19 protein-coding genes are annotated in these 19658 nt (G+C 73.3%); 11 read left to right on the forward strand and 8 right to left on the reverse strand.

The window, feature by feature from the left end; translation table 11 throughout:
* Positions 1 to 41: 41 nt before the first annotated feature.
* Positions 42 to 1070 carry an adenosine deaminase gene (gene add, locus AC529_RS04920; protein ID WP_068753877.1) on the reverse strand — a complete coding sequence of 343 codons (1029 nt, stop codon included), beginning with the start codon at positions 1068 to 1070 and terminating at the stop codon, positions 42 to 44.
* A gap of 250 nt (positions 1071 to 1320) precedes the next feature.
* Here add and AC529_RS04930 point away from each other — a divergent pair, with 250 nt between their 5' ends.
* The 3 genes from AC529_RS04930 to AC529_RS04940 all read left to right on the forward strand — a co-directional run bounded on the left by AC529_RS04930 (position 1321) and on the right by AC529_RS04940 (position 4298).
* Positions 1321 to 2133 (forward strand): TetR family transcriptional regulator, encoded by an 813-nt coding sequence (locus tag AC529_RS04930; protein WP_232306573.1) that lies wholly within the window; start codon positions 1321 to 1323, stop codon positions 2131 to 2133.
* A gap of 253 nt (positions 2134 to 2386) precedes the next feature.
* Entirely contained in the window at positions 2387 to 3274 is an 888-nt protein-coding gene (locus tag AC529_RS04935) for an alpha/beta hydrolase family protein (RefSeq protein WP_068753882.1), read from the forward strand.
* A gap of 397 nt (positions 3275 to 3671) precedes the next feature.
* Positions 3672 to 4298 (forward strand): HD domain-containing protein, encoded by a 627-nt coding sequence (locus AC529_RS04940; RefSeq protein ID WP_068753885.1) that lies wholly within the window; start codon positions 3672 to 3674, stop codon positions 4296 to 4298.
* Between the two features lie 13 nt (positions 4299 to 4311).
* Here the strand turns inward: AC529_RS04940 and AC529_RS04945 are convergent, their stop codons facing one another.
* Entirely contained in the window at positions 4312 to 5064 is a 753-nt protein-coding gene (locus tag AC529_RS04945) for a sulfite exporter TauE/SafE family protein (RefSeq protein ID WP_068753887.1), read from the reverse strand.
* A gap of 105 nt (positions 5065 to 5169) precedes the next feature.
* A complete protein-coding gene (locus AC529_RS04950; RefSeq protein ID WP_068753889.1) occupies positions 5170 to 5955 on the reverse strand; it encodes an ABC transporter ATP-binding protein in 786 nt (261 codons plus the stop codon).
* Positions 5956 to 6067: 112 nt separating this feature from the next.
* Between AC529_RS04950 and AC529_RS04955 the strand changes: the two genes are divergently transcribed.
* The 4 genes from AC529_RS04955 to serB all read left to right on the forward strand — a co-directional run bounded on the left by AC529_RS04955 (position 6068) and on the right by serB (position 9598).
* A complete protein-coding gene (locus AC529_RS04955; protein WP_068753891.1) occupies positions 6068 to 6871 on the forward strand; it encodes a hypothetical protein in 804 nt (267 codons plus the stop codon).
* Positions 6872 to 6940: 69 nt separating this feature from the next.
* Positions 6941 to 7561: a DUF1707 SHOCT-like domain-containing protein gene (locus AC529_RS04960; protein ID WP_068754544.1), complete on the forward strand. Its 621-nt coding sequence runs from the start codon at positions 6941 to 6943 to the stop codon at positions 7559 to 7561.
* Between the two features lie 44 nt (positions 7562 to 7605).
* Entirely contained in the window at positions 7606 to 8271 is a 666-nt protein-coding gene (locus tag AC529_RS04965; RefSeq protein WP_068753893.1) for a DUF1707 SHOCT-like domain-containing protein, read from the forward strand.
* 97 nt (positions 8272 to 8368) lie between these two features.
* On the forward strand, positions 8369 to 9598 hold the full coding sequence (gene serB, locus AC529_RS04970) for a phosphoserine phosphatase SerB (protein ID WP_068753894.1): 1230 nt from the start codon (positions 8369 to 8371) through the stop codon (positions 9596 to 9598).
* A gap of 45 nt (positions 9599 to 9643) precedes the next feature.
* On the opposite strand, the gene AC529_RS04975 is transcribed toward serB, so the two are convergent.
* From AC529_RS04975 to AC529_RS04995, 5 genes are all read right to left on the reverse strand, one after another.
* Positions 9644 to 10117 (reverse strand): SixA phosphatase family protein, encoded by a 474-nt coding sequence (locus tag AC529_RS04975; protein ID WP_068753896.1) that lies wholly within the window; start codon positions 10115 to 10117, stop codon positions 9644 to 9646.
* Positions 10118 to 10329: 212 nt separating this feature from the next.
* On the reverse strand, positions 10330 to 12645 hold the full coding sequence (locus tag AC529_RS04980) for a sodium-translocating pyrophosphatase (protein ID WP_157080087.1): 2316 nt from the start codon (positions 12643 to 12645) through the stop codon (positions 10330 to 10332).
* 495 nt (positions 12646 to 13140) lie between these two features.
* Positions 13141 to 13641, reverse strand: a complete 501-nt coding sequence (locus AC529_RS04985) for a DUF309 domain-containing protein (RefSeq protein WP_068753900.1) — start codon at positions 13639 to 13641, stop codon at positions 13141 to 13143.
* Positions 13622 to 14557 carry an alpha/beta fold hydrolase gene (locus tag AC529_RS04990; protein ID WP_068753902.1) on the reverse strand — a complete coding sequence of 312 codons (936 nt, stop codon included), beginning with the start codon at positions 14555 to 14557 and terminating at the stop codon, positions 13622 to 13624. The genes AC529_RS04985 and AC529_RS04990 overlap by 20 nt, the downstream gene beginning before the upstream one ends.
* A complete protein-coding gene (locus AC529_RS04995; protein WP_232306574.1) occupies positions 14554 to 14991 on the reverse strand; it encodes a phage holin family protein in 438 nt (145 codons plus the stop codon). The genes AC529_RS04990 and AC529_RS04995 overlap by 4 nt, the downstream gene beginning before the upstream one ends.
* Positions 14992 to 15197: 206 nt before the next feature.
* Here AC529_RS04995 and AC529_RS05000 point away from each other — a divergent pair, with 206 nt between their 5' ends.
* From AC529_RS05000 to AC529_RS05015, 4 genes are all read left to right on the forward strand, one after another.
* A complete protein-coding gene (locus AC529_RS05000) occupies positions 15198 to 15983 on the forward strand; it encodes a Fic family protein (protein ID WP_068754548.1) in 786 nt (261 codons plus the stop codon).
* Positions 15984 to 16609: 626 nt separating this feature from the next.
* A complete protein-coding gene (ssd, locus tag AC529_RS05005; protein ID WP_068753904.1) occupies positions 16610 to 17707 on the forward strand; it encodes a septum site-determining protein Ssd in 1098 nt (365 codons plus the stop codon).
* A complete protein-coding gene (locus tag AC529_RS05010; protein WP_068753906.1) occupies positions 17704 to 18900 on the forward strand; it encodes a TadA family conjugal transfer-associated ATPase in 1197 nt (398 codons plus the stop codon). Before ssd ends, AC529_RS05010 begins: the two co-directional genes overlap by 4 nt.
* The gene (locus AC529_RS05015; protein ID WP_232306575.1) at positions 18897 to 19655 is read left to right on the forward strand and encodes a type II secretion system F family protein; all 759 of its coding nucleotides are present in this window, start codon (positions 18897 to 18899) and stop codon (positions 19653 to 19655) included. The genes AC529_RS05010 and AC529_RS05015 overlap by 4 nt, the downstream gene beginning before the upstream one ends.
* The last annotated feature ends 3 nt before the right edge of the window (positions 19656 to 19658 follow it).

Below are 19658 nucleotides of genomic sequence, written 5' to 3' on the forward strand. Positions count from 1 at the left end.
CCGCGGCCCGCGGCCCCGGAGGTGTCCGGGGCCGCGGGCCCTCACCGCTGTTCCGCCGCGGCCAGCGCCGCGTCGATCTCCGCGACCAGCTCGCGTTTGGCCGCGGCGTCGAGGTAGGAGGCCGCCACGCCGTTGCGGGCCAGCAGCGCCAGGTCCGCCAGGTCCAGCCCGAGCGCGTGCGCGGTCCGGTACTCGTTGACCAGGTCGGTGCCGAACATGGGCGGGTCGTCGGAGTTCAGGGTGACCGTCAGCCCCGCCTCCAGCATGCGCGGCAGCGGATGCTCCGCGAGGTCGGCGACCGCCCGGGTACGCAGGTTGGACGTGGGCGACACGTCCACCGGCACCTGGTGCTCGCGCAGGTGGTCGACCAGGCGGGGGTCCTCCATGCTGTCGATCCCGTGCCCGATGCGCTCGGCGCCGAGCACCTCCAGCGCGGCCCACACGTTCTGCGGCCCGCCGGTCTCCCCCGCGTGCGGCAGGCTGTGCAGCCCGGCGGCGCGGGCCCGGGCGTAGAGGTCCCGGAAGGGGGTCCGGTCCACCTCCATTCCGCCCACGCCGAACCCCACGACGCTGGGCGGGCCGTCGGCCAGCACCGCGTCCAGCGTCCGCTCGCCGGCCTCCACCCCGTAGTCGCCGGGGAAGTCGGGGATCCAGCGCAGCCTGATGCCGTGCTCGCGTTCGGCCTCCCGCCGTCCGTGCTCCACCCCGGCGAAGACCACGGAGGCGGGGACGCCGCGGGCCAGGTGGTTGTAGAGGCTGATGTGCAGCTCCGCGTAGCGGACGTTCTGGGCGGCGAGCCGCCGCGCCACGTCGGCGGTGAGCAGCGCGAAGTCCTCCTCGTCGCGCAGCACCTGGACGGAGGCGACGTAGACCTCGATGAAGTGGGCGAAGTCCCGGAACTCGTAGTAGGCCGCCACTTCCTCGGGCGTCTTCGGCAGACCGGGGACCCGGTGCTTCTCGGCGAGCCGGAGGAAGACCGGAGGGCACATCGACCCTTCTAGATGAACGTGAAGTTCTACTTTCGGTAGATCCCTGATGAATCTCTCAACAGGGGAGCAGAGGGGGTCCATGGGATGACGTTACCGAAATCGGACAGAGCCCTCCCCAAAGCCTCCGCACTCACAACAGACCAGCACGGAGAGTCCCCGTCCGACGCCGCTCCGGATTCCGCCACCGCCCTCGGAATACGGTCTGCATCTTTTTCGGACATCCGGACAAGGGCCACCCGGAATCCCCGATGATCACCACGGCCACAAGTGGCCAAAGCCCGTGAAACGGACCATCCATACGTGGGAGTCGGAATAGTACATAACCAAGCGAATGAAGAAAGGCATCTCAGAGATCGTGACGACCAATTCCCGATCTTCCTCGGCCACCCCATCCCAACCCTGTCCCCATTCCGACTCCTCCAACGAGACCCTCCGGCGCTCCCTGCCGAACGAACGGACGGTCTTCTCCCCGAATTCCCTCGCCCACGCGCCGCTGCGCCGGCTGCCCGCACAGCAGCGCAGCATGGCCCGGGTGCAGCGGATGCTGGACGCCTGCGCGGAACTCCTCGACGAGGGCGGATACGCCGAACTGACCACGACCAAGATCGCCGAACGCGCCGGAGTGGCGATCGGCTCGGTGTACCAGTTCTTCCCCGACAAGCGGGCGGTCACCCAGGCGCTGGGCCTGCGCTACCTGGACGTGTTCAGCACCCGGATCGCCAGGCGGATCGCGGCCCAGGACTTTCGCCACTGGACCGAGACCGTCGACGCAATCATCGACGAGTACGTCGCCATGCACCGGGAGGAACCGGGATTCCGTAGTCTGCACTTCGGAGACGTGGTCGACTCCCGGCTCCTGGACTCCAGCCGCGAGAACAACAAGGTCATCGCCACTCGTCTGCGGGACCTGATGATTTCCGCCGCCGGAGCCAGCGGAGGTGAGAAGCTTGACCTCGCCACCCTCGTCTCCGTGGAGGCCGCGGACGCGGTACTGAAAATGGCTTTCCGCAGCGATCCCAACGGAGACCCCCGTATCATCTCCGCGGCGAAACTGCTGGTCCGCAGTTACCTGGAGCAGCTTTTCGCAACAGAATCCGAAAACCAGGAGAAAACACACAAAACCGAGGAAACCGACAAAGCGTAGAACACCACCGGTGATCCGGTTGGCGTCCACCGTGCCGCGGTCCCTCCGACCACGGCGCGGCCGTCCGACCGGACCGCGCACGGGACGCCTCGGGGGGAGGGGAGCACGGCGTCTCGTCCGCCACCGCGCGGCCCGCGGCTCCTCGTGCCGCGCTGCCCGCAGACCTTCAGCTTCACACCACGAGGTTCACAACGCGCCGCCACGCCCGCCCGCAGGGCCGGTGAAGCGCGTCTGAACAGGGGAGGAACTCTCAGTGGTCGCCCACAGCACACTCGCCGAACCGTTGACCGGGACCGTCGCAGGGGTGCCCTACCTCGCCGTGCCGCCGCCCGACACCGCCCAGCCCGCCCCGATGGTCGTCGGCCTGCACGCGTTCGAGCCCCCGCGCAGCGAAGCCGCCCTCGCCGGGACGCTGCCGCTGCTCGGGTTGTCCGCCTGGAAGTTCCACCTCGGCCTCCCCCTCTTCGGCCACCGGCTCCCCGAAGGGGGAGTCCCCGAGGTCAACCGCCTGGGCCAGGAGGACTACCTGCTCCGGCTGTACGGCCCCGTCGTGGAGCAGGCCGCCGCCGAACTGCCCCGGGTGATCGACGAACTGCGCCGCTCCTTCCCGGTCTCCGCGGCCCCTCCCGGACTGATGGGCGTCGGCGCGGGAGGGGCCGCGGTCCTCCTCGCCCTCACCGAGAGCGACCTGCCCGTCGGAGCGGTGGGCCTGGTCAACCCCGTGATCGACCCGGCCCAGGTCCTCGCCGCCCGGGAACGCCACCTCGGCATCACCTACACGTGGAGCGAGCAGTCCCGCAGAATCGCCGCCTGTCTGGACTTCACCGAACGGGCCGAGGAGCTGGCCTCCCGGAGGCCGCGCACCCCGCTGCTCATCATCAGCGGCGAACACGACGAGATCATCCGGCCGGGCCACGGCCGCCTGCTGCACGACGCCCTGGCCTCCCGCCACCGTCCGCACACCCTGCGGCACATCGTGGTGCCCGACCTCGCCCACGCACTGGGCCCCGAGCCGGGACTGGATCCCGCCCCGCCCACGCCCGGCACCGTGCTGGCCGACCGCGCCCTCGCCGAGTGGTTCCACACCCACCTGGTCGCCGACGGCCAACCGGAACCCGCGTCGGCCGCCCCCGCCCCGTAGGCGCTCCCACGAACCGGGGCCCCGCGCCGGGGGAGGCGGCACCCAGCGCTTTGGCCCGCGCCTCCTGCGCCGTCGTCCCGCTCCCGGCGCGGCGGCCGGCACGGCCGCCCGCCGACGGCGCCGCTCCCCGACTCCCCCGCCCTGCTCGGCGGTGTGCGTCCCCGTCCGGCCGCCGCCGAGGCCCGCTCCGCTCCGCCCTCTCCCCGGGCGGTCCTCCCGCCGGTGCGTCCTCCGTGCCCGGCCCGGTGGGGGACGGGCGTCCCCCGTCGGTCCTCCGACCGTGATGAATAATCACCTGTTGTCCCCCACTCTGCGGCTACTCTCCCCGCTGGACGCTCGCCCACCGAGCGTCCCCCCGTGGGGCTCGCGTGCGACAAGTTCTAGGAGGGCGACTCACGTGACCGAGCCGGCGCCGGTGTTCACCAGCGGAATCGATCATGAACGGCTCACTTCCCAACTCCGGTTCGCACTGGAGGTCGACAAACTCAAGCGCGTCCTGCGCCGTTCCCTGCTCGTCGACGGAGCCCGCCGGGAGAACTCCGCCGAGCACTCCTGGCACGTGACCGTGCTCGCCCGGGTGTTCGCCGAGTACGCCCCCGAGGGCACCGACATCGAGCGCGTGGTGAACATGCTGCTGTTGCACGACATCGTGGAGATCGACGCCGGGGACACGTTCGTCTACGACTCCGCCGCCGTCCGCACCCAGGCGGAGCGGGAGCGCGCCGCGGCGGACCGCATCTTCGCGCTGCTGCCCGAGGACCAGACCGCCTGGGCGCGCAAGCTGTGGGACGAGTTCGAGGAGCGAAGAACCCCCGAGGCGCGCTTCGCCAAGGCCATCGACCGCCTCTCCCCGCTGCTCGCCAACTGGCACACCGAGGGCGCCATGTGGCAGCAGTTCAAGATCTCCAAGAACGACGTGCTGAAGAACGTGAAACTCATCGCCGAGGGCTCGGAGACGCTGGGCGCCTACGCGATGGCGCTGGTCGACGACGCCGAGCGGCGCGGCTATCTCAGCCGGAGCTGACCCCCGCCCGGCCTCACCGCAGCACCAGTTGGACCGCCGCGGTGAGGCCGATGAGCACGACCAGGATCCGCAGCCCGGTCGGCTTGAGTCTGCGCCCGAAGCGCGCCCCCAGGTAGCCGCCGACCACCGAACCGGTGGCGATCAGGGCCGCCGCGATCCAGTTCGGCTGGGCGAAGACGAGGTAGTACACGGCCACGGAGGCATTGACGATCGAGGCCAGCACGTTCTTCAGCGCGTTGAGGCGCTGCATGTCGTCGTCGAGCGAGCTGCCGAGCAGGCTGATCAGGATGACGCCCTGCGCCGCGGTGAAGTACCCCCCGTACACCCCCGCACCGTAGACCCCGAGGCGCAGCAGCGGCCCGCCGTTGGGACGGGCGGCCCGCCGCTCGCGCGTCCACGCGTTGATCCGCGGCTGGAAGACGATGAGCAGGCAGGCCAGCAGGATGAGGACCGGCGCGACCGAGGTGAACACCTTCTCGGGCAGGTTGAGCAGCAGGGTGGCCCCGGTGAGCGCGCCCAGCAGGGACATCGCGCCCAGGCGCAGCACCCGGGAGCGCTGCCCGGCGAGCTCCCTGCGGTAGCCGACCACCCCGGCCACGGCCCCCGGGGTCAGGCCGATGCTGTTGGAGATCGCGGCCGTCACCGGGGGAACGCCGCAGGCCAGCAGCACCGGAAAGGTGAACAGTGTGCCCGAGCCGACCAGCGTGTTGATGGCTCCCGCCCCGGCCCCTGCCAGCAGGACGGCAAGCGCCTCCCACGTGTTCATGCAGCACGCCCCCGAACCGGTGTTCCTGCTCCTCCGAATCCCGTGCAGTCTATGAACCGCCGATCCGGCGGCGGGGACCGGGGAGTGCCGCAGCGTCGGACGCGGTCAGGCCGCCTGGGCGGTCCAGCGCTCCCCGTCGCGCTCCACCTTCAGCTCGATGCCGAAGGTGCGGCTGAGGTGCTGCGCGGTCATCACCTGCTCCAGCGGCCCCGCGGCCACGACGCGCCCGCCGCTCAGCAGCAGGCCGTGGGTGAAGCCCGGGGGGATCTCCTCCACGTGGTGGGTGACGACCACCATCGCGGGCGCGGCGTCGTCCTGGGCCAGAGCGCCGAGCCGGCGCACCAGGTCCTCCCGGCCGCCCAGGTCGAGTCCTGCGGCGGGCTCGTCCAGCAGCAGCAGCTCCGGGTCGGCCATCAGGGCGCGGGCGATCAGCACCCGCTTGCGCTCGCCCTCCGAGAGGGTGCCGAACGCGCGGTCCTCCAGCCGCAGCACCCCCCACCGGCCCAGCAGCGCGCGGGCCCGCGCGTGGTCGGGCGTGCCGTACTCCTCACGGCCGCTGCCCAGGTAGCCGTAGGCGGCGCTGACCACCAGGTCCCGGACGACCATGTCCTCCTCGATCTGGGCGGCGACCGCGGAGGAGGCGAAGCCGATCAGCGGGCGCAGTTCGAACACGTCTCCCCCGCCCAGCCGCTCGCCCAGCACGTGCACCGTGCCCCGGCTGGGGTAGAGCTGGGTGGCGGCGATCCGCAGCAGGGTGGTCTTGCCCGCTCCGTTGGGGCCCACGACCACCCAGCGCTCACCCTCCTCGACGGTCCAGTCCACCCCGTCCAGCAGCTCGGTCCGGCCGCGGCGTACCCCGACGCCGCTCATGTGCAGCACGTGCCCGTTCATAGCTCTCCTTCATGACGCCCGAGTGCGAACATACTGGACGCCCAAGCACCGTCAACGCCCGATTCCCCTCCGGTGTCGGGATCCGCCGCGCCGACCGCTCTAGGCTGGACCGGTGCGTGCAGAACTGTCCTCGGCTGCTCTGGTGGCCTGGGGGAACGCCTGGCTGGCGGGCCGGGTGGGGCTCGACGACACCGTGGAGGCGGTGGAACGGCACACCGGGCCGCACCTGACCGACACGGCGATCGCCCCCGGGCTCCCCTTCGAGCCGGGCGTGCCGCTGCGCAGCGCGCTGGCCCGGCTGCGCGGCCTGGGGCTGTCGGAGTTCCGGCTCTGCCTGCCGGCGCCGGGCGACCCGCTCGGCCTGACCGGCGGCCAGGAGCTGGAGGCCGCCGCCGTCGCGGCCCGGGAGGCGGTGCTGATCCGGCTGGCCGACCGGCGGATCGGCCTGGTGCCCCGCCCCGACCTGCGCGGCTCCTCCTACCGCGGGGTGGCCTGGCGGCCGTACCCGGCCGTCGACGCCCGCCCCGAGCCGATCCCGCTGGCGGAGGCCGAGGACGGCCTCAACGCCGCGATCCGGGAGTCGGCCGCGCTGTTCGGCCAGGTCGACGACGCACGGTCGTGGGGGCCCGAGGTGCAGCAGGCGCTGACCGCGCTGCGCGACCCGGAACGGCCGCCCACCACGGGCCTGGCCCCCGGATACCCGCAGCGGGCGCACCGCGTGGCCGCCCTGGCCGACCGGCTGGCCGTCGTGGTGCGCCTGGCCGACGACGCGGTCGCCCCGGAGCCGGGCGGGGCGCAGGAGGAGTCCCGCCGCGCCGCGCTGCGCCTGCTGGACCGGGCGGTGCGCCGCGCCCGGGTCGCCGCCTACTGCGCCGTCCTGGAGGCGCCGGGGGAAGGGCCTCAGGGTCGCCGGTGAGGAAACTCCGGGACACTTCAGGGTCTCCTCCCGATTCGTCCCGAGGCTCCGGGAAGAATAATCGTGACCATGGGAAACGCCGTGAATCCTGCGCAGCCTGTCGGGCCCGCCCAGATGCGCGCCTCCGACGCCGACCGCGACCGCGTCGCCGCGGTCCTCACCGAGGCCCTGGCCGACGGCCGCCTGACCCCGGAGGAGCACGCCGAGCGGCTCGACGCCCTCTACGCGGCCAAGACGCTGGGGGAGCTGGCGCCGCTCACCTCCGACCTGGGCGTCGTCCCGGCGGCCGCCCTCGCCGAGGACCTCCGCCCCTCCTCCGAGGGAGCGGAGAACATCGTCGCGGTGTTCGCCTCGGCCGAGCGCAGCGGACGCTGGCTGGTGGAGCCGCGCACCAACGCCTCCACGCTGTTCGGCTCGATCTCGCTGGACCTGCGCGAGGCGGTGCTGTCCCAGCGCGAGGTCGTCGTCCAGTGCGGGCTGGTCTTCGGCGACCTGAAGCTCACGCTCCCGCCCGGAGTGCGGGTCGTCAACCGGACGACGCCGATCTTCGGCGGGGTCGACCTCAAGAAGCTCGACTCGGCGGTCTCCCCCGACGCGCCCACCGTCCGCCTGACGGGCACGGTGATCTTCAGCTCCGTCTCCGCCCGGACCCGCGCCCCCGGAGAGAAGAAGTTCCCCTGGTCCCGTTGACCCCGCACCGGAATCCCCCACACCAAGAATCGAGGAACGCCACCATGGAGCCGGACCGCCTCCGCGCCTCTGACGCAGACCGGGAGCACAGCGCCGCGCGCATCCGCGAGGCGCACGCCGAGGGCCGTCTCGACCCGGACGAGCTGGACGAACGGCTGGACCGGGTGTACCGGGCCAAGACCCTCGGCGAACTGGCCGAGGTCACCCGCGACCTCCCCCCGGCCGGTACGTCGTCCGTGGTCGCCGGCGGCCCGGTGGGCATGTCGGTCTCCACCGAGGAGGCCCGCCGACTGGCGGCCGAGGGGCAGGGACGGGAGACGATCTCCGCGGTGTTCGGCGGGGTCGAACGCGGCGGACGCTGGCTGGTCGAACCGCACACGAGCGTGTCCGTGCTGTTCGGCGGGGTGGACCTCGACCTGCGCGAGGCGGTGCTGGCGCAGCGCGAGGTCGTCGTCCAGTGCGCGGTGGTGTTCGGCGGCCTGTCGATCACGGTGCCGCCCGGTGTCCGGGTGACCAGCCGGGCCAACGCCTTCATGGGCGGGATCGACCTGAGCAAGGTGGAGAGCGCCACCGACCCGAACGCCCCCACGATCCGGATCACCGGCACCTGCCTGATGGGCGGCATCGACGTGCGGACCAAGGCGCCCAAGAAGCAGCGGCCACCGCTGACCCCGGCACACCGTGACATGGGACACACCGCAGCCGACTGACGGCGGCTTCCCCCCGGTGAACAGGGAGTGAGCGGTCGGGGGGCGTCCGGTGCCCGGGTCCGTGCCCGGCGGCCCGGCAGAGTACCGTAGAGCCGTCATGACTTCTGCGAATTCCGTGCCCGAAACGCTTCTGGTGACGGTTACCGGCAGGGACCGCCCAGGCATCAGTGCTCGGCTGCTGAGCACCCTGTCGGTCTTCCCCGTCACCATCGCCGACCTGGAGCAGGTCGTCATCGGCGGGCGCCTGCTGCTGGGCGCCCTGCTGGCGGTCGACGAGCGGGTCGCTCCCGGCGTCCGCCGTGAGCGGCTGTTCGAGGAGATCCGCTCGGCCGTCTCCAAGCTCGCCGTCGACCTGGACATGGTCGTCGACTTCTCGGGCGACGGCGAACGGGTCCGGCCCGACGGGAACCGGCTCGACGTCACGATCATGGGCGCTCCGCTGCGTCCGGGCGCCGTCGGGGCGATCGCCTCCTGCGTGGCACGGGCGGGAGCCAACATCGACCGCATCGAACGGCTGGCGAACTATCCGGTGACCGCGCTGTCGCTGTCCCTGGCCGGGGCCGACATGGAGCAGCTCCGCGCCGACCTGGCCCTGGAGGCCGTCACCCAGTCGGTCGACGTGGCCGTGCAGCCCAGCGGACTGCACCGGCGCTCCAAGCACCTCGTGGTGATGGACGTCGACTCCACCCTCATCCAGTGCGAGGTCATCGAACTGCTGGCCCAGTACGCGGGCTGCGGCGACGAGGTCGCCCGGGTCACCGAGGAGGCCATGCGCGGCGAGCTGGACTTCGAGGAGTCCCTGCGCCGCCGGGTCGCCCTGCTGAAGGGCCTGGACGCGAGCGTGCTGGAACAGGTGCGCGAGAAGATGGTGCTCACCCCCGGAGCGCGCACCCTGATCCGCACCCTCAAGCGGCTCGGCTACGAGTGCGCGATCGTCAGCGGCGGGTTCACCCAGCTCACCGACTACCTGGTGGAAGAGCTCGACATCGACTACTCGGCGGCCAACGTCCTGGAGATCGTCGACGGCAAGCTCACCGGCGAGGTGGTGGGGCCGATCATCGACCGCAGGGGCAAGGCCGAGGCGCTCAAGCGGTTCGCCGCGGAGGCGGGGGTGCCGCTCAGCCAGACCGTGGCGATCGGCGACGGCGCCAACGACCTCGACATGCTCCAGGCGGCCGGGCTGGGCGTGGCGTTCAACGCCAAACCGGTGGTGCGCGCCCACGCCGACACCTCGGTGAACGTGCCCTACCTCGACACCGTGCTCTTCCTGCTGGGCATCTCCCGCGAGGAGGTGGAGGCCGCCGACCGCGTCGGCCTCCCGCAGTGATCCCGGCGCCCGCGCCGTCCGGGTACGCGGTGCGGGCCGCCGCGCTCAGTTGAGCAGTCTGAGCCTTCCCGTCCCCGGGGCGGCGTAGAGCCACTCGACCTCCAGGTCGACCAGGGCCGCCGTGGCCGGGGGGAAGGACAGGTAGCCGGAGTCGGTGTCGAACGCCGCGGCGAGCTGCGCCACCGTCGGGTTGTGGCCGACCAGGAGCAGCGTGCGCACGTCCGGGTCGACCAGGGAGACCAGGTGCAGTGCGGTGTCCAGGTCGGCGGTGTACAACTGCGCCTCGAAGTCGACCTCGGGGGTGCAGGGCAGCTCCTGCGCGACCAGCTCCCAGGTCTGGCGGGTGCGCTTCGCGGTGGAGCAGAGGACACGGTCGGGCAGCAGCCTCTCGCGCGCCAGCAGCGCGCCCACCGCCCGGGCCTGTCCGCGCCCCTCTCCGGTGAGCGGGCGTTCGATGTCGGGCAGCGAAGCGGAGTGCTCTGCCTGGGCGTGGCGCAGCACGATCAACCGGCGGTTCATGACGCGACCACCGTTGCCACCACGGCCAGCAGGGCGATGAACGCCACCATCACACCGACGAGGACGGCGAGCCCCTTCATACCGGTCATGCGGTCAGTCTGCCACGTGGTGGGGGCCGTTCCCAGTTCGGCTCCAGGTTGCCGCCCCGCGGGGGCGTCGCGCCGGGAAGGGGAGCCGCGTGCTTCCCGGCGCGACGGGTCGTCGGCCGACGGTCACTCCTGGGACGGGGTGGCCCCTCCCTGGCCCACCGGGGCCGGGTCCGCGCCGTCGGCTCCGGTCTGGGCGGAGAGCGCCGGGTCCGGCGTCTCCGTCCGCTGTCCGGCCGTGTCCTCGGCGAGGCCGTCCGTGCCGCGCCGCTTGCCCCACGTGATGGCGCCGACGAGGACGACCACCGCGACGGCGGTCACCCCGATCCGCAGCGCGAGGTTGTCGGCGTAGATGACCACGCTGGGCGCGATCAGCAGGGCGACCAGGTTCATCACCTTGAGCAGCGGGTTGATGGCCGGGCCGGCGGTGTCCTTGAAGGGGTCGCCGACCGTGTCGCCGATGACGGTGGCCTCGTGCGCCTCCGACCCCTTGCCGCCGTGGTGGCCCTCCTCGACGAGCTTCTTGGCGTTGTCCCAGGCCCCGCCGGAGTTGGCGAGGAACACCGCCATGAGCGCCCCGGCGGCGATGGCGCCGCCCAGGGACGCGCCCAGCGGGGCGTAGCCGAGGGCGAAGCCGACCGCGATGGGGGTGAGCACCGCGAGCAGTCCGGGGATGACGAGCTCCCGCAGCGAGTCGCGGGTGCAGATGTCGACGACCCGGCCGTACTCGGGCTTCTCGGTGCCGTCCATGATGCCGGGACGGCTCCGGAACTGCTCGCGGACCTCGTAGACGACGCGGCCGGCGGCGCGGCCCACCGCCATGATGGCCAGTCCGGAGAACAGGAACACCACGGCCGCGCCGACGATCACGCCGACGAGGACGTCGGGCCGGTCGACGGAGAGGCTGAACTCCGCGGCGCCCAGTTCGGCCTCGACCGCGGTGCGGAACGCGCCGAACAGCGCGGTGGCGGCGAGCACCGCGGTCGCGATCGCGATGCCCTTGGTGATCGCCTTGGTGGTGTTGCCGACCGCGTCGAGGCTGGTCAGCACGTCGGCTCCGGAGCCCTCCACGTCCCCGGACATCTCGGCGATGCCCTGGGCGTTGTCCGCGACCGGGCCGAAGGTGTCCATGGCCACGATCACCCCGACGGTGGTGAGCAGCCCGGTTCCGGCCAGCGCCACCGCGAACAGGCTGACGGTGACGTTGCCCGCGCCGAGCAGGAAGGCCGCGTAGACGGCTCCGGCGATGAGCAGCGCGGAGTAGACGGCCGACTCCAGGCCCACGGAGATGCCGGAGAGCACCACGGTGGCCGGTCCGGTCCGGGAGCTCTCCCCGATCTCGCGGACCGGGCGGCGGGTGGTCTCGGTGAAGTAGCCGGTGAGCAACTGGATCGCGGCGGCGAGCAGCAGGCCGATGAGGACCGCGCCGATCGCGACGATCCGCGGGTCGCCGTCCACGGCGGCGATCTCCGGGGAGACGCCCTCCAGGTCGGCGAAGGAGGCGGGCAGGTAGAGCAGGGCCGCGCCCACCACCAGGACGGCGGAGATGACCGCGGAGATGAAGAAGCCGCGGTTGATCGCCGCCATGGCGTTGGCGTCGCGGGCGCGGGGCGCCACCACGAAGATGCCGATGATCGCGGTGATGACGCCGATCATCGGCACCAGCAGCGGGAAGACCAGTCCTTCGACGCCGAAGGCGACCCGGCCCAGGACGAGGGAGGCGACGAGGACCACCGCGTAGGACTCGAACAGGTCCGCGGCCATTCCGGCGCAGTCGCCGACGTTGTCGCCCACGTTGTCGGCGATGGTCGCCGCGTTGCGGGGGTCGTCCTCGGGGATGTGCTGTTCGACCTTGCCCACCAGGTCGGCGCCGACGTCGGCGGCCTTGGTGAAGATGCCGCCGCCGACCCGCATGAACATCGCCAGCAGGGCCGCGCCGAAGCCGAAGCCCTCCAGCACCAGCGGGGCGTCCGAACGGTAGAGCAGGACCACGACGGCCGCACCGAGCAGCCCCAGGCCCACGGTGAACATGCCGGCCACGCCGCCGGTGCGGAAGGCGATCCGCATGGCGGAGCGCTCCTCTCCCGCGCGCGCGGCCGCGGCCACCCGGACGTTGCCGCGCACGGCGAGCCACATGCCCAGGAAACCGGTCACCGCGGAGAAGAGCGCGCCCACCGCGAAGAAGATCGAACGCCCCCACCGGACCGCCTCCGAGTCCGCCGGGAGCAGCAGGAGCAGCAGGGGAATGACAACGACGAAGACGGCCAGGGTGCGGAACTGGCGTTTGAGGTAGGCCGCCGCACCCTCCTGGACAGCCCTGGCGATGTTCTGCATCCGTTCCGTGCCCTGGTCGGCGGCGAGCACCTCGCGTACCAGCGCCCCCGCGACGGCGAGCGCGAGCAGCGCCACCGCCAGGACCACGACGACCAGTGTGAAGTCCATGCCGTGCAGAGCGAGTCCTGCGCCGCTCTCCGCGGCGAGGTTGAGCCCGGTCAATCCGTCCTCCTCCAGACGGGCAGGGCCCCGCATGCGTTCCCGTACCGCCGTCCGGGGCGGCCCGGACCGTTCGCCCGGGAACTCGTCAGGCGGGGTCTTGCCGGTGCCTCCATGGTCGAGAAAATCCCTATCGTTTCCGCCGGGTTAACGGTCGATGTGCCGGGAGTCTACGCATCGTTACCCGAAAATGTGAGGGCCCAAAGACGCTTTCCCAGAAAACCCCGGAAGCTGCAACCCGATGGCGACCCAGAAAAAGCGACACTCTCGCCTGAAGGAGGATTTATTTCGCTTTTCGCACTTTTTTCGCAAATGCGGAGAAAGGTGATAAAAGACGCATAAGGAACGTGCGTCACAAAAGACGGCGGCCGTCAGACGACCGGCCACCGTCAAGGCAATCAGAACCGCGCCCCGCGCGCGGCGTTTCCCGGGCGATGTGACTGGCTACACAGCAGACCCGCGGGTGAGCCGGAGCCCGGCCGGGTCGATCCGGTCCGCCTCCCCGCTCTCGACCCGCTCCGCAGCCGCCCGCGCGTACGCGGCGACCCCGGGGGCGTCCACCCCGTGCGGGGCGTCGGCGCCGTACCCGGCCACCCGGTCCGCTCCCCGGCGCAGCAGCCGGGCCGCGCCCACGGCGTTGCCGCGCTGGGCGTGCGTGAACCCCACGGCCACCTGGGCCAGCCCGCGCCACAGCTCCCGTTCGGGCCCCTCCGCCGACTTCCACACCGCCTCCAGCACCTCGTGGGCGTGGAAGGCGTACCCCTGCTCCAGCAGCCGCTGGGCCTCGGCCAGCCCTTCGGCGGGGGTGAACACCGCGTCGTCCGGGATCCGGGGCACGCCCACGGCCCCGTACGGCAGCGGACGCCCGTAGCGGTCCCGGGGCCGCTGGTTCTGCGCCCGGCCGTCGGCCGCGCGGTCCCGGTCCTCACGTGCCTGGTTCGTCATCGGAAAGCCACTCCACGAGCAGTGCGGTCACCTGGTCAGGGCACTCCTGGTGGGGGAAGTGCCCGGCCTCCTCCACGAGCCGCAGCCGGTAGGGGGCGCGCACGTACCGCTCCTGTCCGTGCACCGTCGAGGGCAGGACGAGGGGGTCCGCGGCGCCGTGGACGCACAGCGTGGGAACGGTGCTGGGCTCGCTCATACGCCGCAGGTAACGATAGCCGTCCGGGCGCAGCCGGGACCGGAAGAGCCACCGGTAGTACTCCAGGGAGCAGTGCGCCACCAGGGGGATCCGGAACGCCTCGCGGAAGTTCCGCTCGGTCCGCTCGTCCGGCCAGCCAGGGCGCGACCAGCGGTGCAGCATGCGCGCCACGGCCTCGGCGCCGTCGGCCACCAGGCGGCGCTCCGGCAGCAGCGGCAGTTGGAAGCCGAGCAGGTCCCGCACGGCCCACCCCTGGTGCCAGTTGGTCCGCAGCGCGGTGACCAGGCGCACCGGATGCGGCGCCGACAGCACCGCCAGCCTGCGCACCGCCCGGGGGTGGCAGACGCTCATCGTCCACCCGGCCAGGCCGCCCGTGCCGTGGCCGACCACGGCCGCGTCGGGCTCGCCCAGCACCCGGACCAGCCCGGCGATGTCGGAGGCCGCCGTCAACAGGTCGTACCCCCGCGGCGGCTTGTCGCTGGCGCCGTAGCCGCGCAGGTCCACCGCCACCGCGCGGTAACCGGCCCCGGCCAGCGCGGTGAGCTGCCGTTCCCAGGCCCACCAGAACTGCGGGAAGCCGTGCAGCAGCAGGACCAGCGGCCCCGCTCCGGCCTCGACCACGTGGAACCGGGTACCGCCGGCGCTGACCGTCCGGTGGGTCCACGGGCCGTCGATCAGGACCACCGACTCGTCGGGAGCGCCGCTGACGCGGCTGGTCACTGCTGTGCGGCGGGCTCGCGGCGCAGCACAGCCTTGGTTCTGTCGAAGGTCTCCTTGGTGCGCGGCATGCCCTGGACCTTCCGGTAGGAGAGGAAGCCGAACAGGCCGAGGAGGACCGCGACGAGCACGTAGAAGAGGGTGACGCTCAGGAAGGCCAGCCACCCGGGCAGCCCCACGAGGTCGACCAGCACGAGGGCGAGCGTCACGGAGCCCATGACGAGGATGAGGTGCGCGACCAGCGCGGCGACCACGAACAGCCCCGTCCCCTGGGCGACCCTGCGGGCGTCCGCGGCGAGCTCCGTCCGGGCGAGTTCGAGTTGCAGGCTCACCAACTGGCCGAGGTGACCGGTCACCTCGGAGGTGAGTTCCCCCAGCGAACGCTCGGAAGCGTCGACGTCCACCGGTTCCCGGCCCTCTGTGTTGGTTTCGGACACCGAGGCGACTCCTTCCGTCGGACACACTTCTTGGGAATCTTCCCACAGTTCCCCGGGGACGGCCCCTGCGGCGCCGACATGTCCGCACACGTGTCCCGGCACCGCGGGGAACACGGCCGCCGACGCGGGAGGCCACCCGGTTGCGCCCCTCTCCACTACCCGGACGTAGGGTTCGTAACGTGAACGCTGTGCCGACCGATCCCCTGATGCGGATCGCCGAACTCCCCGAGGTCGCCCGGGCCGTCGACGAGACCCGCGGCCTCGTCGACCTGTTGATCGGGCAACGGGTGCTGCGCCGCCGCGGCAGCGACGTCTCGATGGAGGCCGCCCTGCGCGGGGCGCGCGCCTCGGCCGTGCTCGAAGGAGCCGACGCCACCCTGGAGCAGGTGCGCTCGGGGGAGAGCGAGGACCCCCGGGTCAAGGGGTCGCTGCGGGTCTCCGGGGAGCTGGGGCTGCTGGTGGAGACCTGGGCCAAGGCGCCCCGCCAGGTCCTGGCCCGGCTGCACGTGCTGGCCGCGGCCGACGCGGTCGCGCCCGAGGCCCTGGGGCGACCCCGCCGCGCCGGGGAGGAGGTGTCCGACCCGCTGGGGATCGGCGCGCCGCCGAGCGCGGCCGAGGTCGCCGTCCGGCTGGAGGCCCTGGCGTCCCTGCTGGCCACGCCGACCGACGCGCCCGCCCTGGTGGTCGGCGCGGTGGTGCACGGCGAACTGCTGGCGCTGCGCCCCTTCGGCTGGGGCGACGGCATCGTCGCGCGGGCGGCGGAGCGGCTGACCCTGATGGAGCGGGGCCTGGACCCCAACTCGCTGGTGCCCACCCAGTTGGGGCACGAGCAGCGCCGCGCGGAGTACGTGCGCGCGCTGCACGGCTACCTGACGGGGACCCCCGAGGGCGTGTCCGGCTGGGTGGTGCACTGCGCCCAGGCGGTCATGGACGGCGCGCGCGACTCCCTGGCCACCTGCGAGGCCATCCGGCGCGCCTCCGGCCGCTCCTGAACCGGGCCGGACCGCGGGCGCAGAGCCGACACACACGGCGAGGGGGCGACCTCCGACCTTTCCCTGTGCGGGAAATGTCCGGAGTGTCGCCCCGCCACGTCAAACCGGGTTAACATGCGTGCATTATCACTAGTCCGGCCAGGTGTCGGCCTGGTCTGGACGGGCCGCTCTCGGCGGTGATGCGTGGGTGCCCGGTCGGCGTGTCCGACAGGTTCTTCCCGTCGCCTACTTCCTTTCTATGCCCGGCAGGGAACTCTGGAAAGAGGCCGGAGGACCATTTTTTCGTCAAGTGGGCAAAGTACCGGGATAACTTTGCGTATATCATCTATTATCCGAAGGACCGGCCCGGTGGGACGGCGGAAAACCGCCTGACGCGTCCGTCCGGGACGGCGCGTCCGCCGGTCGGCCCCTTCGCGTACGGACCTCTCCGGATACGGAACCGGCTCTTCCCCCCGGAGCCGGGCCGTCGGACGGCCCCCGCCTTCCCCCCTGGCGGGGGCCGTCGTCCCCTTCCCGGCTCCGCCCCGCTCCGCACGTTGTCCACAGCCGACGGATTCGGCTTTCCCCGTCCCGTGCGACCGCGCGAGCGTGGAGACAGCACACCCGCAGTCCCCGGGAGGTCCGCCATGCCGTCCGCCGAGTCCGCCCGTCCCCTGGTCGTCACCGACGACACCGTTCTCCTCGACGACCTGCTGCGCCTGGCCGCCGCGGCCGACACCGAGGTCACCGCGGTCTCCTCGGCGGCGCGCACCGGCCGCTACTGGTCCGAGGCCCCGCTGGTGGTCGTGGGGGCCGACCTCGTCGGCGCCCTGGCCGACGCCGAACCGCCCCGGCACCCCAACGTGGTGGTGGTCGGCCGCGCGCCCCTCCCCTGCGCCGTCCCGGACGTCGGCGTCTACGCCGACGCGATACGGATCGGCGCCCGCGACGTCCTCACCCTGCCCGACGCCGAACAGCAGATGGTGGAGCTGCTGACCGAGCCCGCGGAGCACGCCGCGGGGGAGGCTCCGGTCGTCGCGGTGGTCGGCGGGCGGGGCGGCGCCGGGGCCAGCCTGCTCGCCGTGGCGCTGGCGCTGGCCGGACGCCGTGCCCGGCTGCGCACCGCACTGCTCGACGCCGACCCCCTGGGCGGCGGCCTCGACCTGCTGCTCGGCGCCGAGCACGCGCCCGGCTCCCGGTGGGAGGAGTTCAGCGACCGCCAGGGGCGGATGGTCTGGTCGGCGCTGCGCGACACGCTGCCCCACGCCCACGGCATCCCCGTGGTGACCTGGAACGCGCGCCGCCCGTGCACCCCCGTCCCCCCGGCGGCCATGCGCACGGTGCTCGGCGCGGCCGCACGGGGGTGCCAGCTCCTGGTCGCCGACCTGCCGCGGGCACTGGACGCCGCGGCGGCGGAGGTGCTGCGGCGGGCCACCGTCACCCTGCTGGTGCTTCCCGCCGACGTCTACTCGGTGGTGGCCGCCGAACGGCTCGTCCCCCTGCTCCGCGAGTCCGTGGCGGACCTGCGCCTGGTGGTGCGCGGCGCCTCCCCCGACGGCCTGTCCGCCCAGACGGTCGCCGCCGTCCTGGGCCTGCCCCTGGAGGGGGAGCTCGCCGACGAGCCCGGCCTGGACCGTCTCCTGGAGCGCGGCGACACCCCGGCCAACCGGCCCCGCTCCCCGCTCGCGTCGTTCGGCGACGCCTTCGTGGCCCGGCTGTGCAGCGCCCCGGTGCTGCCGGCATGAGCGGCCCCCGTCCGTCCTCCGGCCGTCCCGGCGCCCGGCTGCTCGACGCGGTCCGCGCCCGGCTGGTGCGCGACGCCGCCGAGCCGACCCTCGCCGCGGTGGCCGCCGCGGTCCGCGCCGAGGGCGCCACCCTGGGCGACGCCGAGGTCCTGGCGCTCTCCCGCACCCTCCGCGCCGACCTGGCGGGCGCCGGGCCGCTGGAGCCCCTGCTCGCCGACCCCGGGATCACCGACATCCTCGTCAACGGCCCCCGCGAGATCTGGGTGGATGACGGCTCCGGACTGCGCCGGGTCGACGACGTCGGGTTCGCCGACGAGGACGCGGTGCGCCGCCTGGCGCAGCGGCTGGCCGCGCAGGCCGGGCGGCGGCTCGACACGGCCGTGCCGTGGGTCGACGCGCAACTGGCGTCGGGGGCGCGGCTGCACGCGGTGCTGCCCCCGGTGTCGCCCGAGGGCACCCGCCTGTCGCTGCGGCTGCCCCGGCACCGGGCGTTCACCCTCGCCGAGCTGGTCGGCTCCGGCGCGCTGCCTCCCGCCGGGGCGCTCCTGCTGCGCTCCCTGGTGGAGTCCCGGTGCCCGTTCCTGATCTCCGGCGGCACCGGGACCGGCAAGACCACCCTGCTGTCCACGCTGCTCTCCCTGGCCAGCCCCACGGAGCGGCTGGTCCTCGTCGAGGACTCCGCGGAGCTGCGCCCCGAGCACCCCCACGTGGTCCGGTTGCAGTCGCGTCCGCCCAACATCGAGGGCAGGGGCGGGGTGGAGCTGGACCAGTTGGTCCGCCAGGCGCTGCGGATGCGCCCCGACCGGCTGGTCGTCGGCGAGGTGCGCGGCCCGGAGGTCGTCTCCCTGTTGCAGGCCCTCAACACCGGCCAGGAGGGCGGGGCGGGCACGCTGCACGCCAACACCGCCGCCGACGTGCCCACCCGGGTCGAGGCGCTGGGGTGCGCGGCCGGGCTGAGCCGCGAGGCCGTGCACAGCCAGCTCGCCGCGACCCGCGCGATCGTGGTGCACCTGGTCCGCCGGCCGGGCGGTCCGCGCCGGGTGGCGCAGTTGTGCGTGCTGCGCCGCGCCCCCGACGGCACGGTCACGGCGGTGCCCGCGGTCACCTTCCCCTCCGGGGGCGATCTGCGGCGCGACGCCGCCTTCGCGGAGCTGCACGACCGGCTCGGTCTGGGAGCGGGGAGGCGGCGGTGACCCTCCCGACCGGCTGGGCCGTCCCCTGCGGCGCGGTGCTGTGGCTGACCGGCTGCCTGGGCTGCGCCGTGGCGGCAGCGCTGCCGTCTCCCCCCGAGCTGCGGCTGCGGTCCCTCGCCGCGCCGTGCGGCCTCCGCCCGCCGCTCCACAGCCTGGGGACGTCCCTGTACCGCCGCCTCGCCGGGCGCCCCGGCCGCTCCTCCCGGCGCCGCCTGCGCGGCTGCGTCGACGTGTGCCGCACCGTGGCCGCGGAGCTGCGCTGCGGCAGCCCGCCGGCCGCCGCCCTGGCGACGGCCGTGCGCGACGCCGAGCCGCCGCTGGCGGCCGAACTGGCCGGTGCGGCAGTGCTCGCCGAGGCGGGTCACGACCCGGTCCCCGCGCTGCGCGCCGCGGCCCGCCTTCCGGGCGCGTCGGGACTGGCCTGGCTCGCGGTGTGCTGGCAGGTCGCGGCCTCCGACGGCGCCGGTCTGGCCGCGGTGGTCGAGCGCCTCGCCGACGGGCTCGCCCACGAGGACGCGCTGCGCCGGGAACTCGACGCGCAGCTCGCCGGAGCGCGCACCACCGCGGTCCTGCTGGCGGGCCTGCCGGTGGCGGGCCTGCTGATGTCGGGGGCGCTGGGCGGCTCCCCGCTGGCCTTCCTGCTGACCACCCCGGCGGGGCTGGCCTGCCTGGCCGCGGGGGTGGCCCTGGACGCCGCGGGCCTGTGGTGGACGCGGCGCCTGGTGCACCGGGTGCTGCGCGCGGTGCGGACGTGAAGG

Origin of the sequence: Thermobifida cellulosilytica TB100 (assembly GCF_001517975.1) — a bacterium.
GTDB lineage: Bacteria > Actinomycetota > Actinomycetes > Streptosporangiales > Streptosporangiaceae > Thermobifida > Thermobifida cellulosilytica.

What these genes read in the sequence shown, in the direction of transcription:
- add (WP_068753877.1), bottom strand. Translation starts at nt 1,070, where the DNA reads ATGGACCCCCTCTGCTCCCCTGTTGAGAGATTCATCAGGGATCTACCG.
- AC529_RS04930 (WP_232306573.1), top strand. Translation starts at nt 1,321, where the DNA reads ATGAAGAAAGGCATCTCAGAGATCGTGACGACCAATTCCCGATCTTCC.
- AC529_RS04945 (WP_068753887.1), bottom strand. Translation starts at nt 5,064, where the DNA reads ATGAACACGTGGGAGGCGCTTGCCGTCCTGCTGGCAGGGGCCGGGGCG.
- AC529_RS04950 (WP_068753889.1), bottom strand. Translation starts at nt 5,955, where the DNA reads ATGAACGGGCACGTGCTGCACATGAGCGGCGTCGGGGTACGCCGCGGC.
- AC529_RS04960 (WP_068754544.1), top strand. Translation starts at nt 6,941, where the DNA reads ATGGGAAACGCCGTGAATCCTGCGCAGCCTGTCGGGCCCGCCCAGATG.
- AC529_RS04965 (WP_068753893.1), top strand. Translation starts at nt 7,606, where the DNA reads ATGGAGCCGGACCGCCTCCGCGCCTCTGACGCAGACCGGGAGCACAGC.
- serB (WP_068753894.1), top strand. Translation starts at nt 8,369, where the DNA reads ATGACTTCTGCGAATTCCGTGCCCGAAACGCTTCTGGTGACGGTTACC.
- AC529_RS04975 (WP_068753896.1), bottom strand. Translation starts at nt 10,117, where the DNA reads ATGAACCGCCGGTTGATCGTGCTGCGCCACGCCCAGGCAGAGCACTCC.
- AC529_RS04980 (WP_157080087.1), bottom strand. Translation starts at nt 12,645, where the DNA reads ATGGACTTCACACTGGTCGTCGTGGTCCTGGCGGTGGCGCTGCTCGCG.
- AC529_RS04985 (WP_068753900.1), bottom strand. Translation starts at nt 13,641, where the DNA reads ATGACGAACCAGGCACGTGAGGACCGGGACCGCGCGGCCGACGGCCGG.
- AC529_RS05000 (WP_068754548.1), top strand. Translation starts at nt 15,198, where the DNA reads ATGCGGATCGCCGAACTCCCCGAGGTCGCCCGGGCCGTCGACGAGACC.
- ssd (WP_068753904.1), top strand. Translation starts at nt 16,610, where the DNA reads ATGCCGTCCGCCGAGTCCGCCCGTCCCCTGGTCGTCACCGACGACACC.
- AC529_RS05010 (WP_068753906.1), top strand. Translation starts at nt 17,704, where the DNA reads ATGAGCGGCCCCCGTCCGTCCTCCGGCCGTCCCGGCGCCCGGCTGCTC.